The sequence below is a fragment of the Erythrobacter sp. JB1-15 genome (assembly GCF_057365035.1).
Genome location: NZ_CP200295.1, coordinates 1,218,261 through 1,238,233, shown reverse-complemented (window position 1 = coordinate 1,238,233; position 19,973 = coordinate 1,218,261). Strand labels below are relative to the sequence as shown.

Sequence of the window (19,973 nt, the reverse complement as noted above, 5' to 3'; positions counted from 1 at the left end):
GAACTAGGAGCTTTCGCGAACATAACATGCTTGAATCTACTTTCTATCTTAGCAAACCAGCAAATACGGCCACAACCTAGTCATCCTCGAATTGCTCGAGGTGGCTGGCCACCCCTCGGAACAACGTTCTTTTCTCATACAGATCAGCGAAATAGACACTGCCAACGCCACGCGGCCGATTTCCCACAGCGTAGCCAATAGGCATCGGGAATGAGAGTTGCACTTCACCATATCGTTCCCAAAAGATATATGCCGCAACCGCATGCATCTTTGAACAAACTGGCGCTATAACGAAATCGTAGTCATCGATCAGGTAGTCATAATACTCTTCCAGAATATCTAAGCTCTCTTGAATGAATAGCGTAGAAACATCTTCTGTCGCACATCGCCTTGTGGTCTCAAATTTCGAATGAAGGCTCTTCGAAAATTCTGCCCTCCAGCTGTGTCTATGGTCGCCAGGGACGCCATGAAGCAGCAGCAAAAGCGATGGGTTTATGGCATCGATTGCACCACTCGATCTATGCACCTCGTAACCGGCGAAAATAGCCAGGCAGGCGCGGCTATCGCCGCTCCGATGACCAGAAAATGCCTCAAGAACCATGTTTTCTGACATCTCCATCGCCATGGATTGAGGTAGGTAGGAGATGTCGGGCCCTGTTGTTCTCTCAGTTAGAGCGCGATACTCTTCCTCGCTAGGCACGTACTCATCGGCCGACGAGTAGACAACACGCTGCCTTTCTAACGGCCTATGGCTGCGAACTGACCTTAAACAGAGGCAGGCTGCGTAAGATGTCATTCCCGAAACATCGATGGCAATTCGCTTTACCTCAGGCGGTAATAGTGAGATCTTTGCATCAAGTTCCTTTGCAAACTTCTCGATATCATCAGTATTAAGGTCGAGGACGAGAATTCTTTCCTGCGAGAAGTTGCGCTCTGCAAGCTCTATGTATTCTTCAAACACCTGCGAATTTTCGGAGATATCATTCACGTATCGAACAATTAGGCAATATGCAGATTGACCGAATGTACCGTGTCGGAGCAGATGGAATGCTCGGTCCTCAAAACCAGCCGCGAGTACAACGGCATCCATATCGACCGCTACTCGAGAAAGGTCGTCGACCTTATGAACTTCGATCTTATCAGTCATAAATATTGTAACCAAAGAGGCCTTCGTCAAAGTCGCTCTCGGCATGGAGTTTCGCGAGGCGTCTAGTGCCTATTTTTACGAATGATTGTGGATCCAGGAGAAGCAACTCAAGCTTCTTCTGGGAAAGTCTCAAATGCTCATCCCGGCGAAAAATTATGTTGAATGCGGGACAGTAAATGCGGTTTAGAACATAAATCGGTTTCAGCACGCCGTCGTCTCGCGCATACTCGGACTTGCTATCGTCTAGAACTCCAAAAGAAATGAGCTTCTCAAGAACGATCGTCGCCTCGTCAGAGATCTCACTGGAGTCATTCCGTTCGATTGCAAGATGTTGTCGTTTCCGTTTCTTGCCTTGTTCTTCCTTCAGGTAGGCACGGAAGATCGATCCAATTGAAGCAGCTATCTCGTACAGCTTTCTGCCGAGGCTCACCTTTTTGCCCCCAATCATAACGAAACCGGGCACCTGACTGAGTGATTGGAGACGCTTAAGCGAGATTGATCGTATCGCTTTGTCCTGCACTGACATCGAAACCTCTCGCGGTTCCGTACTAGGCTCGATGCCCGCGTAAGCGAATATTTCCGAAACCAGCTCAAGAAGATTTCTTGGCGTCCGTTCTGCGACGTTCCAAACGGTGGTCCAGCCCGCATATCTAGCATCCCTTCTGCTTGCGGCTAGCAAGCCGATCAAGCGGTCAGAAATGTTTGGATTGTCACCTAAATAATCGACAATGTGATCTGATTGATATCCGAAATGCTGCAATCTCTGATCTACGATCTTGCGAAAATACTCTTCAAGTTCCTGGCGGGGGAGCCGCGCATTCCGGGAACCGACAAAAAGTGTTTGTGAGATATCTTGCTCAAAATAGTCATGGCCGTTTTCAGGGACCTTCCCCAATGAACTTTCAAACTCGAATGTGAATTTCTCCGCGGAGAACTTTACGCAAAAGATCGGATTCGACGTTAGAATTAGATCGCAAAGCACTCTTTGGAATTGCTTGTTTAGGTTTGGACTTCCCGCATCATCAAAGAGGATATGGAAACGAGTGCCGGATAGCTCGGCGAATGTCCTCCTAATGACCTTGAAGAAGTCAATAAGCGAGGCAGGGCCGAGCTTTTCACGTGTAGCAAAGCCAGCGAGATTAGTACCGCTAACGAGCTCCATCTCGATCCGGATCATCGTTGAAGCAAAGTTCTTCAACTCCGGTAGCAGATCGCCTTCGACCGAAATGATCCCAGGTGGCGGGACTATCTCATTTAGGAACTCCCTTAAGTGGCCAAGATCAGCCGGGTTCTTGAGACGGCCAGCTTCGACACCTTGTGACACCGCCTCGAGTGTTCTGCGCATAGTTTTAACAACTACTAGGTGGGCAGCAAAAACCCGGAGCTCTGTTTCTGTCCAATCAGTAGCACCAGCCAAAGACTTAAATTCCCCTTGGCGGCATGGGAAATAGACCCCAAATATCTCCCGAAAGTCCACGTTCGAGCCCTGGGAGTGCGGGAAAAAGCCCAGGGCAGCCAAATAGGTCGACTTCCCGGAACCTCGGTTACCAGAAATGAAGTTATTGCTGAAGTCAGAGACCTGGCTCATCAATTCTGGAAAAGGAACAAAAAGCTTTGCTGCTTCAGAAGGGTCGATAATCTCCTCATATCTCTGGAGGCGGAAGGTGGTGGGAGCACCGAACTTCTCGCTCCTGAATTTCAACTTTTGATCGCGAAATGCTCGTTCGGAGGAGTTTTCGCTGAGTGCTACCAAAACCTCAGAGAAATTTGCGACGTCCCCGGACATGATGTGAGTGAGCTTGCGGAATTGGTTGGTTCCCAAGAATTTTCTTAAAGACATTCGCGGTAGAAAAGACTTCTGCGCGGAAAGAATGCGCCAAACATGTCGACGAAAGTTTGCCATATCACTGTTGGCGCACTCTTCATGACTCATACTTCCCATGGCACCGAATGAAATATCAATTAAATGAAAGCTAAGTCGGCCTTCGGCATCCTCCTCCACGAGTATGTTTTCGTCGTGCAAGTCTCCATGATAGGCTCCAATAGCCTCGAGCTCAGCTAAAGCCGAGCCAATCTGTCTTACGAACGCAAGAGCAACATGTGAGTTCAGATGATAGCTCTCTTGGCTAAGAAATTTTCGGAGCGGGATACCAGCAACCACAGGATAGATAAGACAATTAAGCTTGACTTCGTTGCCAGCGGCATCGGAATGCACTGTTTCAATTATGTCAATTGGGCGAACTATGCGCGTCTCTCGTGGCAGCGCCGTCATTACCCTCATGGCCTCAACGATATTCTCGCTCGCACCGGGCCTAAGTACTTTCGCCACCACCGAATGACCGAGGATGCGATGCTCCGCAACGTAGATTGCAGAGTTTTTGCCGATCTTGATCCGTTTTTTGAACGAATATGACCCAAATTCAATTTTCTTCCCCAGCGCTATCTGTGGGAATTGCAAGACCAGTCGACCAAGAATAAGCAGGCCCGCCCTCGTTAGCTTTGAGTCATTCTCTAGCTCTTCAACGAGGCCGTGTGACAGGAAGATCTCATAGGCTTTTGAGCCTGGAACAACCGACCCGGTGGCCCAATCATACTGAAGTTTGGCCAAGTCCTCCAGGTCTGCCGAGCCCACAAAATGCAAAAGCGATCTGCGCTCATTAAGCGCAGCATTCACATCGGCGCTATCCGCATTATTCGGGCTCACATCAAGTACTTCCACATTTGTATGGTACTTGCACGGTTCTTGACATGACCAAGTAAGTGACACTCAGTCAAGTCTTCGGGGTATGTAAACTGATGAACATGTCCACCCAAATGTTCCACGAACTGGCACGCCCGCCATGCCAAGCCTTCATGGAAAGTTTCGTCGATGTAGAGAGATGCCTTCCTAGCAAGATGAGGCCGACTGGCTATCACACCGGTTTCGATATTGCTGCCCGGTGATTCAACTAATGTCACTATGAAATCAAAGTCTTCCATGATGACAATCTCTTGAAAAAAGGCATTAGCACCCGGTCCATCTATCGATGAATCAACGACATCTTCGGCGTACTTCACCTCATGGCCGATCTGTTCAAGCGCTTCTCTTATTTCTATCCGCTTGTTCTGAAGGTTCCTGGTTCGTTCGGCTTCAGAGAGATTTTCGACCTGCGGCCCAAAGACAAGAATTCTTAAATTGATCGGCGATAGCGATTCATCAATCAACTCGTTAATAGATGGCATTAAATCCCCCCACGTATTATTTGCCTAGAGCAAATAGAATGCTGCGCGCAATAGTTTTGGCGAGATCTACGGGGACTGCATTGCCTAATTGCTTCATTGCTGCCGTCCATGAACCATGAAATTGATAAGTGTCAGGGAACGTTTGCAGGCGAGCGCATTCGCGAAGAGTAAAGTATCTGAGCCGGCCATCATGATCCTTCAGCATATTCTCGCCACCTGGAACCCCATGAACTCCAGCTTTTAGCGTCTTAGCGGGCAGGTCTAAGTCGCTTCCTGTGTGTCCTTTGTACGCTTTAGCCCCTGGCTTCAGATAGTGCATTGGGTCGTCCGAGGATGCAGTTTTCTCCATCGGTGATGCCAAGCCAGCAATGGCGTCACGTGTCGTATTCCAGGGAAGGTGCACAGCCGTTTCTTTGAAGGACATACGTTTCTGCAACGAACTCGGAAGTCGGAATCCTGGTTCTGGCAGAACTTTATGCCTATCCCAGTAGCGCCCCGATGATTGCTCATTCAGCAATGCAGTCTTAGAGTGGGTCGGCATTGGGAAATGCCATTGTGCACCCAGACCTTGTCGAAACCCGATAAAGAAGACACGGTTTCGCTGTTGCGGCACACCGTAATCAGCAGCGTTAACACAACTGACTAAGACTCGATAATGCAAGCCCGAACGATCGCCCAAAGTGTGATATTCCTGAAGCCTGCAATAGTGCTCCTCCCAACTCTCGGTTGCAGCCTGGCAGATATGAGGGTGGGCCAGCTGCAATCTAATGTATTCAAAGTAGGTCCTAAATCGTTGCCTCATAAGACCGGCCACGTTTTCAAAGACAAAGGCCATAGGCATTATTTCTCGAACTGCACGGACGGCTTGAGGGAATTGATCACGTTGATCTTTTTGGGCCACGTGCTTGCCACCTACCGAGAATGGTTGACAAGGTGGCCCACCGCTCAACAGGGCAATCTGGTTCTCAAAGCGCTTGAAATCGACATTCGCAATATCTGACTCGACGACCTCAAAATTATCCGACAACTTCTTTGCCGCTAGGTTGTTGCGCAACGTCTCACAACTTGCTCGATCGAAGTCATGGCTGCTTATCGTTTCAAAGCCCGCAAGTGCGACGCCTTTGGCTAGCCCCCCAGCCCCCGAAAAAATATCTACTGCTTGCAAATCAATGACCCTGCCCACGATTTTTCTCGGTGTAGCATCTGAAACTAAAGTGAGAGTGTCAATCGGCCAAAGCTGAGCTTCTAAGCGAGCGGAGTTCGCGGGCCCTAGGCGACCAAATACATGCTGGCGACAATGGACAAAGGCTGACCATCGTCATATCATGACAGCGCTCTTTCAATCTTGATCGTGAGAAGGAGCCCGCAATCGTGCGGTTGAACACAGAGACCGGCCTTTTTCAGGTCGGGCGGCCTGCGAAATATAATACCAGCAATGGGAATACGCGGGGCGCGGTTCCCTGTGTTCTCGTGCGATCAACCGTCCCGACTGGCGGGACGGAGCGGTAGAGCACGGGAAATATTATGAGAGTTTTGATCACTAGCGCTGTCGCGCTCACAGCTGCGGCTTGCTCAAGCGAGAAAACAGATCCCTACAACATCAAGCCAGAGGAAGCGCCAGTTCTGGCTCGAATGATGGCTGAGGAAATTGTCAAGCCACGGCTGAGAGATCCGGCTTCAGCTGTTTTTTCCGACCTCGAGATTTACTCGAAGACTGCTAATCGCCCGATCATTGTATGCGGCAAAGTCAATTCACGAAATGCACTTGGCGGAATGACGGGGCCGAAGCGCTTTATTGCTGGCGACACCTTGACACTCGAAGAACAAATCGGCGCGGTCGAGATGGATGTTTTGTGGCTCAGTGAATGTCATCCATAAAGAGCAGAAGCGTTCTTCCAACCTTGCCATGCGGCGGCTCTCTTTCCGAACACCAATCCTTCGCGCCCCCAATGTTTACTGTAGTGCGCTCGCTCCCAAACCATGTTGAGCTCGGCCTCAAGTTCGTATGGGGCGTTCTTCATCATGTAATGAAGCCGTGCCATTAGCTCCTCCTGATACAAGTGGGAAGAGTTTTTGGCATCTGCATCTCTGCCCACTCGATCAGAACGAAGCGTTCGAGCGACGTATGTGCCGCCACTCAAGTGCTTCACCCACTTCCTCGGCATTGTGCGAAACTGCTCGTTCAGAGCGACCGGAACGTGAAGAAGGATGTGGACATGGGCACCCTTGTGCCTCCCCCATTCCTGAACCCAAACCCAAGTTAGACCGTAGCCATTACGCTTAGCCCAATCGTTGGCTAGCTTGATGAACCGGCCGGTAGTCTTCGCATTTTCCAATCGACTAATACCTGCCTCTTCCCAAAGTATGGTGATGAAGCGATTGAAGGGCCTGCCGCTCGACGCGGCGGCATTAGTGGCTCCTATCAGTTTTTTGCAATCCTCCCGTGATAGCTGGTTGCTTTCCCGATGGCGATCAAGCCGCTTTCCTCCACGTCTCGAGCCTCGAGCAGCCACAAACTTCGCCCCTAAAGAGGGCTCGCCGGATACTTCAGCAAGTCCCTGTAAAGTTTGAAAGACACCCATTGCGGATGAAACGCAGAGGGACCTACGCGAATTTCCGAGCGTAAGTTTCAAATGGGACGAGCAGGAACATTACGAAGACGGGAGATTATTGACCCAATCGACCGCATCGCTTTCGGAAATGCGCGTTGCGCGCCCAATCTTCACAAACGGAAGCCTGCCAGCGTCGTGTTCCCGGTACACGGTAGAGCGCCCAACTTCGAAGCGTTCACAGAACTGGGGGATAGTAAGCAGCTTGGTCATGATTGTGTCTCCTTGATTTCAGGAGAGCACGGGTATTCCCAATCGGGTGAGTGGTCAGTCGCATTTAGAGGAGAAAAAGGCTCGGCAAAAAGCGACTGATGGCAAGCAGAGTTAGGCCTGAGGCCAAATCGCCTCCCTCAAGACCCTTTGACGATCTGGCGTTGCCTGTTCCTGCCACACAAGGCCTGCCGCCATTTGATAGAAGCGAGTCCAATCATTCGCATCTTCGTTTGGTACGGGCCGATCACCGCCAACCGGTTTCGCGTTCGCTTCAAACTGTTGCTCAAAAAGAGGGGTCAAGAGGACCGCCAGCTTTATCCTTTGGTTGCGGCTGTAGGTCGAATTGAACTTCTTCGGAGTGTCGACCTGATCGAGCGCATCGGCAACGCTAGCAAGCTTCTCGATCATCAACTGAAGATGCTCGATATCGTTTTGCTGATCGAACTGATCTCTTATCTCAATTGCCGCAAGGATAAACTGCGGCTCATTATTGAGAGCTTTGAGCTTCGAAGAGCTGGCTTTCAAGGAGGCAATCGTCTCCAGCACAAGCTTTCTGGTCCCTGCTGGCGACTTTCCAAACCGTGTCAGCCCGCCACATGCAAGGCCTGCCAATCGCACTTCTTTAGCGATGTGCTCCCAACCGTCTTTCGGTGACCCTTCTCCATGCAATTCTGCAAACTTGTTTTTGCAAATGTTCGCTTCGATCGCAGCCGACCCAAACACTTTATGCTCAACATGAAACCCATAAACTCGCTGTAGTTCAGATCGAGTTGCGGCCGGGTATGGCGGCAGTATCTCTTCTTCTGCCTCACCGCTCACATTAGAACCTTTCGCCGGGATAAGCTCACCTCTTGCAGGTCTGGGTGCCGGTGCGAGAAACTGAGTTCAAAGACCCAGGTTTTCATAATATTTGCACAACGTCGGGCAGGAAGTCTCCTAACCCATTGAAATAATGGCGCACCCGAGAGGATTCGAACCTCTGGCCTCTGCCTTCGGAGGGCAGCGCTCTATCCAGCTGAGCTACGGGTGCGGGCCGGCTTTGTCCTATGCCGGGCGGGCGCTTTAGCAAGACCTGCGATGCTTTGCCACACTAATGTCGCGGCCTTGCTGCTCGCGTACTCTCGGCCAGCGTGATTGCACAAATGGCAAGCCCCACTTTAACCCTTCGGCAAGTCTGCGCCGATAAGACAACCTAATGTCTGCCCTACCCCCCGAACAGATGCGCGCCATGCGCAATACCGCCGCAAAACCCGCTGGCTCATTAACCGAGCGCTGGCAGGATCTGCACAGTCAGGCCGCGCAATTGGCGCGGTTGGCGCAGCTTTCGGATGAGCCATTTGAGGGCGATCTGGCTGCTATCCCCACCATGCTGAACAAGGCGACCGAGTGGCAGCGCGAACTGGCTTGGCAGACGATTGAGGATATCGATGCGATGATGCAGCCGGGCATGGTTGCCTTGTGCTCTATCAGCGCGCGCGGGCAGGACGTAAACGCTCCGGCGCTCGCACTGTGGCGCGAATTTCATTCCGCTCGCGGCACGGTGATTAAATTGGCCAAACAGGGCGCGGACGGCTGAGATTTTCGTCCCATTTGGGCACAAATCACTTGACCATGTTCGCGCAATGTTCCAGCAAGAGAGCATGGCATCCGCAGCTCTCTCTCGGCCCGATCAGGCACCGTCAATCACTTCATCCGATAACGAAGCGCCGCCTGCGACATCCTCGCGCGATGTTGCGCGCGGGATCGCCCGATTGTTTGCGCGCAATGGCATCTGGTGCCTTCCAGAAATGCCACTCAAAAATGGTCGGCGGGCAGATCTGATGGGGATCGATGCCAAGGGCTTGATTGTGATTGTTGAGATCAAAGTCGCGCGCGCTGATCTGCTGGGCGATACCAAATGGCCCGATTACCTCGATTTTTGTGACCGGTTCTTCTGGGGCGTTCCCCGGACCTCAACCGGGAACCTTTGGCGAGCGAAGCGTACCGCCCCGATGAATGCGGTGTGATTGTGGCTGATGGCTATGATGGTGAAATTATCCGTCACGCCAGCCTCAATCCGCTGGCACCGGCTCGGCGCAAATCTCAAGTGGAACACTTGGCTCGCGCCGCCTTGCGCCGGCACACCATGGCTCTCGATCCGGAATGCGTGCCCCCCGGCGTGGCTGAGTGACAAGGCGCGCAGGCAAGCAGCCGTCTTGAGTATTACACGCGGATAGGCAAATTTGGAGACGCCCCTCTATCCGCGGCCTCCGAACTGCGGCATATACGCTTCATGCTCAGTCCTGATTTACCCGTGCCGCTTGCTCTGCTGATTGTCAGCCTTGCGGTTTCGGCGATTGTGGCTGTGCGTTATTTCCTTGCAAGTGGACTGTTCGCCTGGATGACAGCGCGGCTGCGGCCTGGATTATACGCGGGCAAATCGCGCCAGATCGGCCGCGAAATCCGCTGGTCAATGATCGCAGCGCTGATTTACGGCAGTCCGGCGGGCATCGTCTTTTGGGGCTGGAACCATCACGGCTGGACGCTGCTTTATACCGATATCAGCGCCTATCCTGTTTGGTATATGCCGCTATCAGTGCTGATCTATCTGTTTGTGCAGGACAGCTGGTTTTACTGGAGCCACCGGGCCATGCACCATAAACGCCTGTTCCAACTGGCACATGCCGTCCACCACGACAGCCGCCCACCCACCGCATGGACCGCGATGAGCTTTCACCCTATCGAAGCAGTGACCGGCGCGATTGTCGTGCCCCTGCTTGTGTTTGTAGTGCCGATCCATATCGCCATGGTCGGCATTGTGCTCACCATCGCGACCATCATGGGGGTCACCAATCATATGGGCTGGGAAGCGTTTCCGCGCTGGCTTGTTCATTCTCCATTGGGACATTGGCTGATAACAGCGAGCCATCACGAAAAACACCACGAGGAATATCGATGCAATTTTGGCCTGTATTTTCGCTTTTGGGATCGCGTTTGCGGGACAGATCGCGGCCTATCAAAGCGGATGACAGCAACCCCGCCACCCCGCGCATCGGCGGATCTTTCGTGAAGCGCGCGGCGCTGATTGGCGCAGGATTGTATGCGGGCGTTGCCGCGGCAAGCCCGGCAGCTGCGAACGAGGTCCAGATTACCATCACTGATCTGCGCTCAGACAAAGGCGTGGTGCGCGCGTGCATGACGACGAAAGAGGCAATCTTTCCCAAATGCCGCAAAGATCCCGCCTCGCACCGGACCGTCGTGCCTGCGGGCAAAACTGTCACGATCACATTCAAGGATGTGAAGCCGGGCGATTATGCCATCGCATTGCTGCATGATGAGAATGACAATGGCAAAGCTGACCGCGCGCTCGGCATGATGCCCAAAGAAGGCTATGGCTTTTCGCGAGACGCCAAAGTGCGCATGGCCCCGCCCAAATTTAAGGATGCGGTATTCGAAGTGGGCGATGCACCGCAAAAACTTAAGATAAAGATGCGGTATTTCCTCTAGAAATCGCGCGCGCAGGCACGCCCTATCCGGCGCTTTTTTGACGTCGGCAATGCGCTCAATCTCGCTTTTGCTGCAACCGAGGCGACTTTTCCGTGCAACTTAACGCAATGTTTACCACGACCGTCCAAAACCAAGTCTGCAACCGTTTAACAAGGGGCAATGCGGGCCATGGACGATGTGCGCGGCACTTTCGGTACCAACGAGAATACTGACCAGACCGAAGATTGGGCAACCCCCGATGCTGACGCTGCGCATGATGGCCCTCCCGCTGCGATTGGCCAGGATGAGCGGCGCATGCAGGTGCGCGCCTACAATCACTGGGCCAGCCTTTTGGGCGAACGCAGCTTTCCCTCGATAGAAGAACTTCATCCCGAAGACATCTCGGACTTTGGCCCCAATTCGGTGCTGCTCGATTTCTCGGTCGGGATTGAAGATCCTGCAGTGCAATATCTTGGCGACAAGCTGGCCGAAGAATGCGGTGCGACAGGCGAGATTAACAAGCTGTCCGATGTGCCCGCTCGTTCGCTGCTCAGCCGAATCACCGATCATTACATGCAAATCCTCGCCAATGAGGCACCGATTGGATTTGAGGCCGAATTCGTCAATCGCGAAGGCGCAGCGATCCTGTATCGCGGCATTCTGCTGCCCTATTCCAGCGATGATGAAACCATCGATTTCATTTATGGCGTGATCAACTGGAAGGAAATGGCCGACCAGGCGACCGCTGATGAGCTGCTGCTCGAAATTGACCAGGCGCTTGAGGCGGAGCCGGTTGAAGAGGATGAGGCGCACAAGCATCCCAGCGATCCCGTGACCGAATGGGCCGCGTCCTCGCTCGATGATTTTGACGAGCTGACCGATCTGACCCCGGCGAATGAAGATGATATCGAACCGCCTTTGGTGCTCGAAGTTGAAGCTGAGGCCGCCAATGATGTGTTTGAGCTTGGCCTTGATCAAATCGACGAAACAGACGCTGGCGATGAACCCGAATTGCCCGCTGAAACCAAAAGCAAGACCGCAAGCCTGCTCGATCTGGGCGGCTGCGATGCCGCGTTTGATCATGAGCTGGGCGCCGATAGCGATCTGCCCGATTTCGCGCAGTACAAGCTCGAAGACCCTGAAGAAGAAGAATTCGATGAAGACTTCGAATCGGGCGAAGACGAGGCGGCCTATCATTTCGCGTCGCTTGCCGATTATCTGGAAACACCAACCAAAAAGGCGATCGATCTCGATGCCGAGATGAAAGTGCCAGACGAAATTGATCGTGACGCATTTCCTCATACGGAAGACCAAGCTGGTGAGGGCCAAGCCGCCGAAGACCAAGGCGACAGCAACAGCGACGATATACGCGATGAGTTTGCCGATGCCGATAGCGATAGCGATACGAGCGCTGAAGACACGGCCATAAGTGACAATGTTGAAGAGGCTCCGCTCGAACTGGGCGGCGCGTTTGAAATCGAAGACGCTGAAACGGATGACACGCCAGTATTGGATACCCCTGTATCGGATACGCCCGTATTGGTCGGCGCAGCTGGTGATGCGTCTGGCGATGAAAGCGCGTCTGTAGAAGACGTAACAGACACTCCGGCAGATAACGACGTAAGTGATGATCTGGCTGACGATTACGCCGATCACGATCATGCCGATAATGCTGACGCCGATTCGCAAGCCGCAGCCCTTGGCAATTCCAGCTTGCAAATCTACCTCGCCTCGGCCCGCGAGCTGGTGCAAACCGCGCTCAAAGCGGAAGACCGGAGCCGCAGCGCGCTCTATGCCGCGGTCAGCCGCGCTTATGACTTCTCTCTCGAAGCCAAAAAAGCGCCGGCTGATTACGAACAGCTGATCGCACAAAACGGCCTTTCCGCGCAGGACCGGGCGCCGATGACACCGATTGTTAAACTTGTGTTCGGCCGGGATTACGACAAAACGCGCCTCACCGAATATGCCGCCGTTCTGGCGCATGCACACCGGCATGAACTGGGTTATGGCGCACTTGCGCAATTCCTCGCCGATGCGGATGGCGGCCTCAAAGGGGTCGTTCAGGCCGAACGCCGCCTGCGCCGCGAAGAAAGCGGCAAACCGGTCGAAGCGAAACACACACCACGTGCCGCATTGGCCAAAAAACTGCGTAAGCTTGAAGGGCAGGCGATTGAAGAGATCGCAGCCGATGGCCCGGAATTTGCGCTTGTCATGGTGCGCCGTGATGGCAATGGCGGGGTCGAAATCCTCGGCGAAATCGGCGATGACGTGCCTATGATCGAACGCGCGGCGAAAAAGCTGATTGGGTGATCTTTGGCATAGGCCAGACCCAATAAAACGCATTAAAGCGCTGCGAAATTTGCGGTTTCAGTTCCCGTTCAGGTCAAAACCCGCTACGCCATGGGGATGCGCGCCGCTTATCAATCCGCTTACAAAATGGCTGCCTATTGCCTCGCGTTGATCGCGTGCTTTGCCACCATTGTTACACCTGCATTTGCGCAAAGCGTGCTGCGCGATGCGGAAACCGAACAATTGCTGATCGATATGAGCGCGCCGCTGATCGAAGCCTCCGAGCTTGAACCCGGCAATGTCGATATCGTGCTCATCAACGATCCTTCCATCAACGCTTTCGTGGCGGGCGGCCAAGTCGTTTATGTCCATGCCGGACTGCTCAACGCGGCGGATACCGCGAACGAAGTGCAAGGCGTGATCGCGCACGAATTGGGTCACATCACCGCAGGCCACGTGGTGCGCTTTAACGAACGCACCCGGGCGGCCAATGGCATCACGATCCTCTCGCTTTTGCTGGGTGTGGGCGCGGCGCTTGCAGGCGCGGGCGATGCGGCGCTGGGCGCGATTATGGCGGGTCAACAGGCCGCTTTGGGCAGCTTTCTTGCGTTCAACCGCAATCAGGAAGCCGCAACCGATCTCGCCGGCGCGCGCTATCTTTCAGGCGCTGGTATCTCCGGGCGCGGCATGATCAGCTTCTTTGAAAAACTGCGCAATCTCGAAATTCGCCGCGGGTTTAGCCAGGCGGACGAAGCTGCCTATGGGCGCACCCACCCGCTTTCTGGCGACCGGATTTCAACCCTGCGCGGTTTGCTTGAAGAAGACCCGGCCTGGGACACCCCCGATGATGCCGCCTTGCAGGAACGCTTCGCCCGCGTTCAGGCCAAGCTGTATGGCTATCTGGCTGAACCGTGGCAGACGCTCAACCTCTATCCGGAAAGCGATACAAGCGCGGCGGCGCGATATGCGCGCGCTTATGCCTATCACAAGGATGCGCAGGTTGAGAAAGCTCTGGCGGAGGCGCAGGCGCTGCTCGATCTGGAATCGGAGAATCCGTATTTCCTTGAATTGCAGGGGCAAGTTCTGCTCGAATCGGGCCGCCCGCAAGAAGCGCTCGCCCCCCTGCGCCGTGCGACCGAGCTGACGCTCAACCAGCCGCTGATTGCATCCATGTTCGGGCACGCACTGATCGCGACTGAGGATACCTCAAACTATCCAGAGGCGGAGCGTGTTCTTCGTGCAGCGGTTGCGAAGGACCGGTTTAATCCGTTTGCGTGGTATCAGCTGGGCGTGGTCTATGCCGAACGCGGCGATATCCCGCGCGCCAAACTCGCCAGCGCAGAACAGCAGGTGATGGCGCGCCAGTATCCCCAAGCTTTGCGCAGCGCGCAGGCGGCAGAGGCTGGCTTGCCGCGCGGCACCCCTGATTGGATCCGCGCGCAGGATATCAGCCTACAAGCGCGCGCCGAACTGGAAGCTCTGCGCGATCGCCGCTAGGGCGCAAGCGCACCGGCCAACGACTTTTTCAGATAGGTTCACCCCATGCCCGCAGCTTTTCGCAATTCGCTTTTAACCGCGCTTTTGGCTCTGGCCTTTGGCTTTTTGGGAGCGGCAACCTGGTCCTATTCCGGTCTGGCTGATGCCCGCACGCAGGCGTTTCTGCTCGAAAACCCTGACATGCTGCCGAAAATGGCCGAAGCCTATCAAGCTCAAGAGGGTCAAAAGCGCCTCGCCGATTTGGGCGATGATCTTTACACCCCGGCAGCTGGAGTTGTGCGTGGGAACCCCAATGGTTCGAAAACACTGGTGAAATTCACCGATTACAATTGCGGCTATTGCGAAGCCAGCCTTGCCGATGTTGACCAATTGGTCCGCGAAGACCCTGATTTGAAAGTGATTGTGCGTGAAATGCCACTGTTCGAAGGCAGCGAAGCGGCCGCACGCATGGCCATGGCCGCCGGGATGCAGGGCAAATTCGAACAATTTCACCTCGCAATGTTTGCGCGCAGCCCCGTAACCCCGGAGAGCCTTACCGCCGCAGCAACCGCAGCGGGGCTTGATATGGCCAAAGCGGAAATTGACGCGAAATCCGAAGCGGTGACTGTCGAACTGGCCAAGAATTTCAGCTTTGCTCGGACATTGGGTTTTGATGGAACCCCTGCATGGGTAGCGGGCGGCAAAACACTCAACGGCGCAGTTGGGTATGATACCTTGAAAGAAGCGCTCGACAATCCGGTTAGCGCGCCCAGCGACAGCTGATGCAGCACGCCTCCACCCGGCGGGCCTCTCTGGTCGGGGCGCTCGCGGTTGCCCTGGCGGCAATCGCGCCCGGCAATGCCGCAGACCCGCCGGCAGACTTGTCCCAAGAACAAGCAGCGATCCTGGCATTTCAGGCCAAGGATCAGCTGCTGCAGGATGTCGGCTGGAAACTGGTTCACGGCAATGCCGGTTTTTGCGAGCGCGCGATTCCTTCCATCGGCCTCCAACTCCACGATCTTGCCAGCTATTCAGACCCAGACGCCGCTCGCACAGCACTTGGGCTAAGCGGTGATTTTGCCGTCCAGACTGCCGCGCGCGGATCGCCTTCCGCGAACAGCGGCGCTTTCACAGCCAATCGCGAAGTCACGGCGCTGGGCGCGGCCAACCCCAATGGATGGGATGCAGACGCCCGGATGGATTGGCGCCGCCTTACGCGCGCACACGACTTTATCGATGCCCATTTGGCTGAGCGCGGCGCCATCACGGTGCGCTTCGCCGATGGAGCCGCCACCACGGTCAAAGCCGAACCCGTCTGCGCCACCCGGTTTGAGCTGGCGGGCGGCAATTCGAAAGCCGTTGCAGAAGGAAAACGCGTGGTGATCGGCACGCGCTTTGTCGGCTTCAGCTATGCAGAGGAGCTGTTCGCAGCCGCCATCGCGCATGAACTGGCGCACAACCTGCTTTTCCACCGCGCATGGCTTGACCGAAACAAACGCAAACGCCGCAATGTTCGATTGACCGAACGGGAAGCGGATCGGTTGATGCCGTGGCTGCTGGCCAATGCAGGATATGATCCGCGCGCCGCCGTGACCTTTATGGAGACTTGGGGCCCGCGCCACGATGGCGGGTTATTTCGCGCGCGCACGCATGATGGCTGGGATGAACGCGCAGAATTCATCGCGGCAGAAATTCCGCAGATCAAGCAGTTGATGAAGGCCACCGGAAAAGCGGACTGGCGCACCCATTTCCGCCGGGCAATCGATCCCGATAAGAGGCTATAGGATACGCAAAAGTTGCGCCATACGACTTCGCGTTCGCCGCCAGCGCACCCCGTTAGGCCTACGCCTTTTTCCGCCGAACTTGCGCCCAATGGTTGCCCGTCCGCGCCCGGAATGCGCTTACCCCCTCCTAACCTTGTGATTTTGCGCTATACGGGTTCGCTATGGCCGTGCTTCCAATTCAGCCAGCACCGTTTTTCGCCAGTAAGAACCGCGCCTTCTGGTATCTCCAGTTTGCCGGTTGGGGCGGTGCATTTCTGCTGCGCTCTGCAGCAGCACTCGCGAATGAGCGGCCACTTGATCTGCTCGCGGTTATCCTCGTCAACACGATCACGGGCTTTTCGATCACTTTGGTGCTGTCGGTCGTTTATCGCCAGTTGATTGCACGCCAGCCTTTCATCACCTGGGGCGGCACAGTGCTGGTGCTGATCGGCGCGGTTGTCATTCATGCTTCGCTCGATGCGTGGGTGCAGGGCATCTATTACGGCATCAGCCGCGAGACAACCTTCGCCCAGCGCTTTATCGGCATCACCTATATTCCGCTCACTCTGCTGGGTGCGTGGAGCGCGCTTTACTTCGCGATCAATTACTTTTTGACGGTGGAGCGGCAACAGGATCGCCTCGTGCGATTGGAAGCGCAAGCCACCGCCGCGCAGCTTGCCATGCTGCGCTATCAGCTTAACCCCCATTTCCTGTTCAACACGCTGAACTCGATCAGCACGCTCGTGCTGCTCAAGCAGACAGAGCCTGCCAATGCGATGCTCACCCGGCTTTCAAGCTTTTTGCGCCATACGCTGATCACCGAACCTGGAAGCCAGGTGACGCTGGAACAGGAGATTGAAACGCTCCAGCTCTATCTCGATATTGAACGCATGCGATTTGAAGAGCGATTGCGCACCCATTTCGATGTCGAAGACGAAGCGCTGGAGGCCTGCCTTCCATCCATGCTGTTGCAACCGCTGGTCGAAAACGCGATCAAATATGCGGTGAGCCCGCAGGAAGAAGGCGCGCGCATTTCGCTTTCCGCCAAGGTGGTGGGATCACGTCTGCGGATGAGCGTATCGGATACGGGCCCCGGCATTGATGGCCCATTGCAGCACAACCTGCTCGATCTGACGGCTCAGCCCGCCGGACGCGAAAACACCACATCAACGGGCGTGGGCCTCGCCAATATCCGCAATCGCCTGACACAGGCCTATGGCGATGAGCATATTTTTGACACCAGCTCAAAACCGGGCGGCGGGTTCAGCGTCACTATCGAAATTCCCTTCCAGCCCGCGCGAGAGCCGGAACCATCCGTGCTGGAAGGAGCGCTTTCCGGCAATTCTGAGCCTCCATCCCAAATCGCAGATGACGCGCCACAGGAACGTCCCGAGAACGCGCCTGAGAATTCATCTGAACATTCAGCCGACATCACCAATATCCTCAATCCCCCCGCCCAATTGGACAAACACAATGACCATTCGAACAATCCTCGTCGACGATGAAAAACTTGCCATTCAAGGCCTTCAAATCCGGCTTCAGGCGTTTGAAGATGTCGAAATAATCGACACCTGCTCCAATGGCCGCGAAGCGATCCGCAAGATCAAGACCGAGAAACCCGATCTCGTTTTTCTCGACATTCAAATGCCGGGATTTGACGGGTTTTCGGTTGTCAAAGGCGTGATGGAGATCGAACCCCCCTATTCGTGTTCGTCACCGCTTATGAAGAGCACGCAATCCGTGCGTTTGAAGCGAATGCGGTGAATTACCTGATGAAACCTGTCGATGAAGATAAACTCGCCGACACTATCGAGCGTGTGCGCCAACGCATTGCGGAGAAGAAATCAACCGACGATGCGGAACAATTGCTCGGCGTGCTGTCCGAAGTCGCGCCCGATCGCGCCATCGAATTTGGCGATGATACGGGCGAAAGCGCGGAACGCTTTGAAAAGCTCATCAATGTGAAAGATCGCGGGCAGATCTTCCGGGTCGAAGTCGATTCGATTGAGCGGATCGAGGCGGCGGGCGATTATATGTGCATCTACACCGCCGAGAATTCGCTGATCCTACGCGAAACAATGAAGGATCTGGAACGCCGCCTGGACCCGCGCGTGTTCCAGCGTGTTCATCGCAGCTGGATCGTCAATCTCGATCAGGTGCGTCAGGTAAAACCGCATACCAATGGCGAATGCTTCCTCGTCCTCGATTCGGGTGCTGAGGTGAAAGTGTCGCGCAGCTACCGCGATGTGGTGGCTAGGTTTGTGCATTGATGTTTGTGTTCGCCCATCCGGGCGAACTCCAGTCAAACATCTCAAGGTTTCACCGGTTCTTGGTCACGGCAGTCAGAGGCCGACCGGCCGAGCCGCAGCGGGCCTGTAGCGAAGCGAAAGGCGTCTGGCGAGGAGGCGAGCGCGGATGCGCTTGCGCAAAACAAACGACTCCTTCAAACCCGCCTCCATGACCTTTACACTCCCCGGTTTCGACCTCGACACCTTCATCCGCGACACCCTTGCCGAAGATCTGGGCGCTGGCTTTGAGGGCGGCGGGCGCGATGTGACGTCTGACAGCGTCATTCCGGCAGATGCCCAGTTTTCCGGCGTGATGGATAGCCGCAATGCCGTGGTGATCGCTGGCCTGCCCCTGGCGGAAGCATTTTTCCGACATCTCGATCCCGATGTGCAGATTGAAACACTGGTTGCCGATGGTGACGCCGTGGCAGCGGGCACCGATGTCATGCGCCTTCAGGGCAATGCGCGCGCGCTGCTGACCGCAGAACGCAGCGCATTGAACATCGTCCAGCACCTGTCGGGCATCGCCACCATGGCGCGCGGCTATGTGACCGCGATGCGCGAAGGCAGCGAAACCTGCACTTTGCTCGACACCCGCAAGACACTGCCCGGCCTGCGCGTTCTGGAAAAATACGCCACTCGGCAGGGCGGCGCGGAAAACCACCGTATGGGATTGTGGGATGCCGCAATGATAAAGGACAACCACGTCGCGGTCGCCGGAAGTGTAGGCGAAGCGGTGCGCCGCGCGCGCGATGCAGGTGTCGCGCCCATCATTTGCGAAGTGGACAGGCTCGACCAAATTGAACCCGCGCTGGATGCCGGCGCGCATCATCTGCTGCTCGACAATATGAGCCCCGAGACACTGCGCGAAGCGGTCGCCATAGTCAAAGGCCGCGCTAAAACCGAAGCTTCAGGCGGGATCAACCTCGACACCATCGCCGCCAAAGCGGCCAGCGGCGTCGATTACTGTTCGGTCGGCAGATTAACCCAAAGCGCGCCCGCCGCAGATGTGGGGCTGGACTTCACCCCGCTATGAAATGGCGCAAGGGGCCGAGGCCTTGGACGATTTGGGTGTTTGCCATCGCTTTTGTCACTGTCGCGTTGGTCAGTCTGGCCGAAGGGCTGAGCAATTGGTACTTCCCCATGCTGCGCTATAGCCAATGGATGCCGTGGATTAATTGGAATGCGGACCTGGCGATCACCGGAGTGTTCAGCGAATTCACCATTGCTCTTATCCCAGTCGCATGGATTTTTGGCTTTGCCAGCCGCATCGCCTGGGGTTTGGTGACGATTTTCACCGTTATCAAATTGTTGAATGTGCCCAATATGATTTCAGCATTTCTATCTGTAGGCGGAGCCGCGAGCTGGGCCTATTTTCTAGAGCCGGCTCTGCTCGCCTTTGCGCTCATTTGCCTCTTTTTGCCGTCAAGCAGGCATTGGTTTACAAAGATCGAGACGAAAGAGAGCGCTGTTTTCGAATAGCGCCAAAGAGCGATAGAAA

General features: G+C 54.9%; 18 protein-coding genes, 1 tRNA gene and 2 pseudogenes. 13 read left to right on the top strand and 8 right to left on the bottom strand.

Annotated elements, in window-relative coordinates; all coding sequences use genetic code 11:
* Positions 1 to 76: 76 nt before the first annotated feature.
* Genes AC0V6L_RS05990 through AC0V6L_RS05975 form a run of 4 tightly spaced genes read right to left on the bottom strand, consistent with a single transcriptional unit; the run spans position 77 to position 5,552 of the window.
* A complete protein-coding gene (locus tag AC0V6L_RS05990; RefSeq protein WP_486153426.1) occupies positions 77 to 1,147 on the bottom strand; it encodes a hypothetical protein in 1,071 nt (356 codons plus the stop codon).
* Entirely contained in the window at positions 1,140 to 3,866 is a 2,727-nt protein-coding gene (locus AC0V6L_RS05985; RefSeq protein ID WP_486153425.1) for an ORC-CDC6 family AAA ATPase, read from the bottom strand. Before AC0V6L_RS05985 ends, AC0V6L_RS05990 begins: the two co-directional genes overlap by 8 nt.
* A complete protein-coding gene (locus tag AC0V6L_RS05980; RefSeq protein WP_486153424.1) occupies positions 3,848 to 4,369 on the bottom strand; it encodes a hypothetical protein in 522 nt (173 codons plus the stop codon). Before AC0V6L_RS05980 ends, AC0V6L_RS05985 begins: the two co-directional genes overlap by 19 nt.
* A 16-nt stretch (positions 4,370 to 4,385) precedes the next feature.
* The gene (locus tag AC0V6L_RS05975) at positions 4,386 to 5,552 is read right to left on the bottom strand and encodes a DNA cytosine methyltransferase (protein WP_486153423.1); all 1,167 of its coding nucleotides are present in this window, start codon (positions 5,550 to 5,552) and stop codon (positions 4,386 to 4,388) included.
* 341 nt (positions 5,553 to 5,893) lie between these two features.
* On the opposite strand from AC0V6L_RS05975, the gene AC0V6L_RS05970 reads away from it, so the two are divergent.
* Entirely contained in the window at positions 5,894 to 6,247 is a 354-nt protein-coding gene (locus AC0V6L_RS05970; RefSeq protein WP_486153422.1) for a hypothetical protein, read from the top strand.
* Here the strand turns inward: AC0V6L_RS05970 and AC0V6L_RS05965 are convergent.
* From AC0V6L_RS05965 to AC0V6L_RS05950, 4 genes are all read right to left on the bottom strand, one after another.
* Positions 6,238 to 6,951, bottom strand: coding sequence for a rolling circle replication-associated protein (locus AC0V6L_RS05965; protein WP_486153421.1), 714 nt, complete (start codon positions 6,949 to 6,951; stop codon positions 6,238 to 6,240). The genes AC0V6L_RS05970 and AC0V6L_RS05965 overlap by 10 nt on opposite strands.
* Positions 6,952 to 7,020: 69 nt before the next feature.
* The gene (locus tag AC0V6L_RS05960) at positions 7,021 to 7,191 is read right to left on the bottom strand and encodes a helix-turn-helix domain-containing protein (RefSeq protein ID WP_486153420.1); all 171 of its coding nucleotides are present in this window, start codon (positions 7,189 to 7,191) and stop codon (positions 7,021 to 7,023) included.
* 111 nt (positions 7,192 to 7,302) lie between these two features.
* The gene (locus AC0V6L_RS05955; protein WP_486153419.1) at positions 7,303 to 7,737 is read right to left on the bottom strand and encodes a hypothetical protein; all 435 of its coding nucleotides are present in this window, start codon (positions 7,735 to 7,737) and stop codon (positions 7,303 to 7,305) included.
* A gap of 407 nt (positions 7,738 to 8,144) precedes the next feature.
* Positions 8,145 to 8,221 (bottom strand) — tRNA-Arg (locus AC0V6L_RS05950).
* A 165-nt stretch (positions 8,222 to 8,386) separates the two neighbouring features.
* Here AC0V6L_RS05950 and AC0V6L_RS05945 point away from each other — a divergent pair.
* The 12 genes and pseudogenes from AC0V6L_RS05945 (at position 8,387) to AC0V6L_RS05890 (ending at position 19,954) form a co-directional block, all read left to right on the top strand.
* Positions 8,387 to 8,767 (top strand): hypothetical protein, encoded by a 381-nt coding sequence (locus AC0V6L_RS05945; protein WP_486153418.1) that lies wholly within the window; start codon positions 8,387 to 8,389, stop codon positions 8,765 to 8,767.
* Positions 8,768 to 8,831: 64 nt separating this feature from the next.
* A pseudogene (locus tag AC0V6L_RS05940) lies at positions 8,832 to 9,361 on the top strand (MmcB family DNA repair protein).
* 102 nt (positions 9,362 to 9,463) lie between these two features.
* Complete coding sequence (locus AC0V6L_RS05935; RefSeq protein WP_486153417.1) at positions 9,464 to 10,240, top strand: sterol desaturase family protein; 777 nt, start codon at positions 9,464 to 9,466, stop codon at positions 10,238 to 10,240.
* Positions 10,237 to 10,677, top strand: a complete 441-nt coding sequence (locus tag AC0V6L_RS05930) for a DUF2141 domain-containing protein (protein WP_486149110.1) — start codon at positions 10,237 to 10,239, stop codon at positions 10,675 to 10,677. The genes AC0V6L_RS05935 and AC0V6L_RS05930 overlap by 4 nt, the downstream gene beginning before the upstream one ends.
* A gap of 168 nt (positions 10,678 to 10,845) precedes the next feature.
* On the top strand, positions 10,846 to 12,966 hold the full coding sequence (locus tag AC0V6L_RS05925) for a PAS domain-containing protein (RefSeq protein ID WP_486153416.1): 2,121 nt from the start codon (positions 10,846 to 10,848) through the stop codon (positions 12,964 to 12,966).
* A 96-nt stretch (positions 12,967 to 13,062) separates the two neighbouring features.
* Positions 13,063 to 14,442, top strand: a complete 1,380-nt coding sequence (locus AC0V6L_RS05920) for a M48 family metalloprotease (protein ID WP_486153415.1) — start codon at positions 13,063 to 13,065, stop codon at positions 14,440 to 14,442.
* Positions 14,443 to 14,487: 45 nt separating this feature from the next.
* Positions 14,488 to 15,204, top strand: a complete 717-nt coding sequence (locus tag AC0V6L_RS05915; protein ID WP_486153414.1) for a DsbA family protein — start codon at positions 14,488 to 14,490, stop codon at positions 15,202 to 15,204.
* Positions 15,204 to 16,205: a M48 family metalloprotease gene (locus AC0V6L_RS05910; RefSeq protein ID WP_486153413.1), complete on the top strand. Its 1,002-nt coding sequence runs from the start codon at positions 15,204 to 15,206 to the stop codon at positions 16,203 to 16,205. The genes AC0V6L_RS05915 and AC0V6L_RS05910 overlap by 1 nt, the downstream gene beginning before the upstream one ends.
* A 161-nt stretch (positions 16,206 to 16,366) precedes the next feature.
* The gene (locus AC0V6L_RS05905) at positions 16,367 to 17,689 is read left to right on the top strand and encodes a sensor histidine kinase (RefSeq protein ID WP_486153412.1); all 1,323 of its coding nucleotides are present in this window, start codon (positions 16,367 to 16,369) and stop codon (positions 17,687 to 17,689) included.
* Positions 17,658 to 18,454, top strand: a pseudogene (locus AC0V6L_RS05900) (LytR/AlgR family response regulator transcription factor). The gene AC0V6L_RS05905 and the pseudogene AC0V6L_RS05900 overlap by 32 nt, the downstream one beginning before the upstream one ends.
* Positions 18,455 to 18,641: 187 nt before the next feature.
* Positions 18,642 to 19,508 (top strand): carboxylating nicotinate-nucleotide diphosphorylase, encoded by an 867-nt coding sequence (gene nadC, locus AC0V6L_RS05895; RefSeq protein WP_486153411.1) that lies wholly within the window; start codon positions 18,642 to 18,644, stop codon positions 19,506 to 19,508.
* 35 nt (positions 19,509 to 19,543) lie between these two features.
* Complete coding sequence (locus AC0V6L_RS05890) at positions 19,544 to 19,954, top strand: hypothetical protein (RefSeq protein ID WP_486153410.1); 411 nt, start codon at positions 19,544 to 19,546, stop codon at positions 19,952 to 19,954.
* Positions 19,955 to 19,973: the final 19 nt, after the last annotated feature.

Coding starts and splice junctions, on each gene's coding strand:
- AC0V6L_RS05990 (WP_486153426.1), bottom strand. CDS start 1,147: ATGACTGATAAGATCGAAGTTCATAAGGTCGACGACCTTTCTCGAGTA.
- AC0V6L_RS05980 (WP_486153424.1), bottom strand. CDS start 4,369: ATGCCATCTATTAACGAGTTGATTGATGAATCGCTATCGCCGATCAAT.
- AC0V6L_RS05970 (WP_486153422.1), top strand. CDS start 5,894: ATGAGAGTTTTGATCACTAGCGCTGTCGCGCTCACAGCTGCGGCTTGC.
- AC0V6L_RS05965 (WP_486153421.1), bottom strand. CDS start 6,951: ATGGGTGTCTTTCAAACTTTACAGGGACTTGCTGAAGTATCCGGCGAG.
- AC0V6L_RS05960 (WP_486153420.1), bottom strand. CDS start 7,191: ATGACCAAGCTGCTTACTATCCCCCAGTTCTGTGAACGCTTCGAAGTT.
- AC0V6L_RS05945 (WP_486153418.1), top strand. CDS start 8,387: ATGTCTGCCCTACCCCCCGAACAGATGCGCGCCATGCGCAATACCGCC.
- AC0V6L_RS05935 (WP_486153417.1), top strand. CDS start 9,464: ATGCTCAGTCCTGATTTACCCGTGCCGCTTGCTCTGCTGATTGTCAGC.
- AC0V6L_RS05925 (WP_486153416.1), top strand. CDS start 10,846: ATGGACGATGTGCGCGGCACTTTCGGTACCAACGAGAATACTGACCAG.
- AC0V6L_RS05920 (WP_486153415.1), top strand. CDS start 13,063: ATGCGCGCCGCTTATCAATCCGCTTACAAAATGGCTGCCTATTGCCTC.
- AC0V6L_RS05915 (WP_486153414.1), top strand. CDS start 14,488: ATGCCCGCAGCTTTTCGCAATTCGCTTTTAACCGCGCTTTTGGCTCTG.
- AC0V6L_RS05910 (WP_486153413.1), top strand. CDS start 15,204: ATGCAGCACGCCTCCACCCGGCGGGCCTCTCTGGTCGGGGCGCTCGCG.
- AC0V6L_RS05905 (WP_486153412.1), top strand. CDS start 16,367: ATGGCCGTGCTTCCAATTCAGCCAGCACCGTTTTTCGCCAGTAAGAAC.
- nadC (WP_486153411.1), top strand. CDS start 18,642: ATGACCTTTACACTCCCCGGTTTCGACCTCGACACCTTCATCCGCGAC.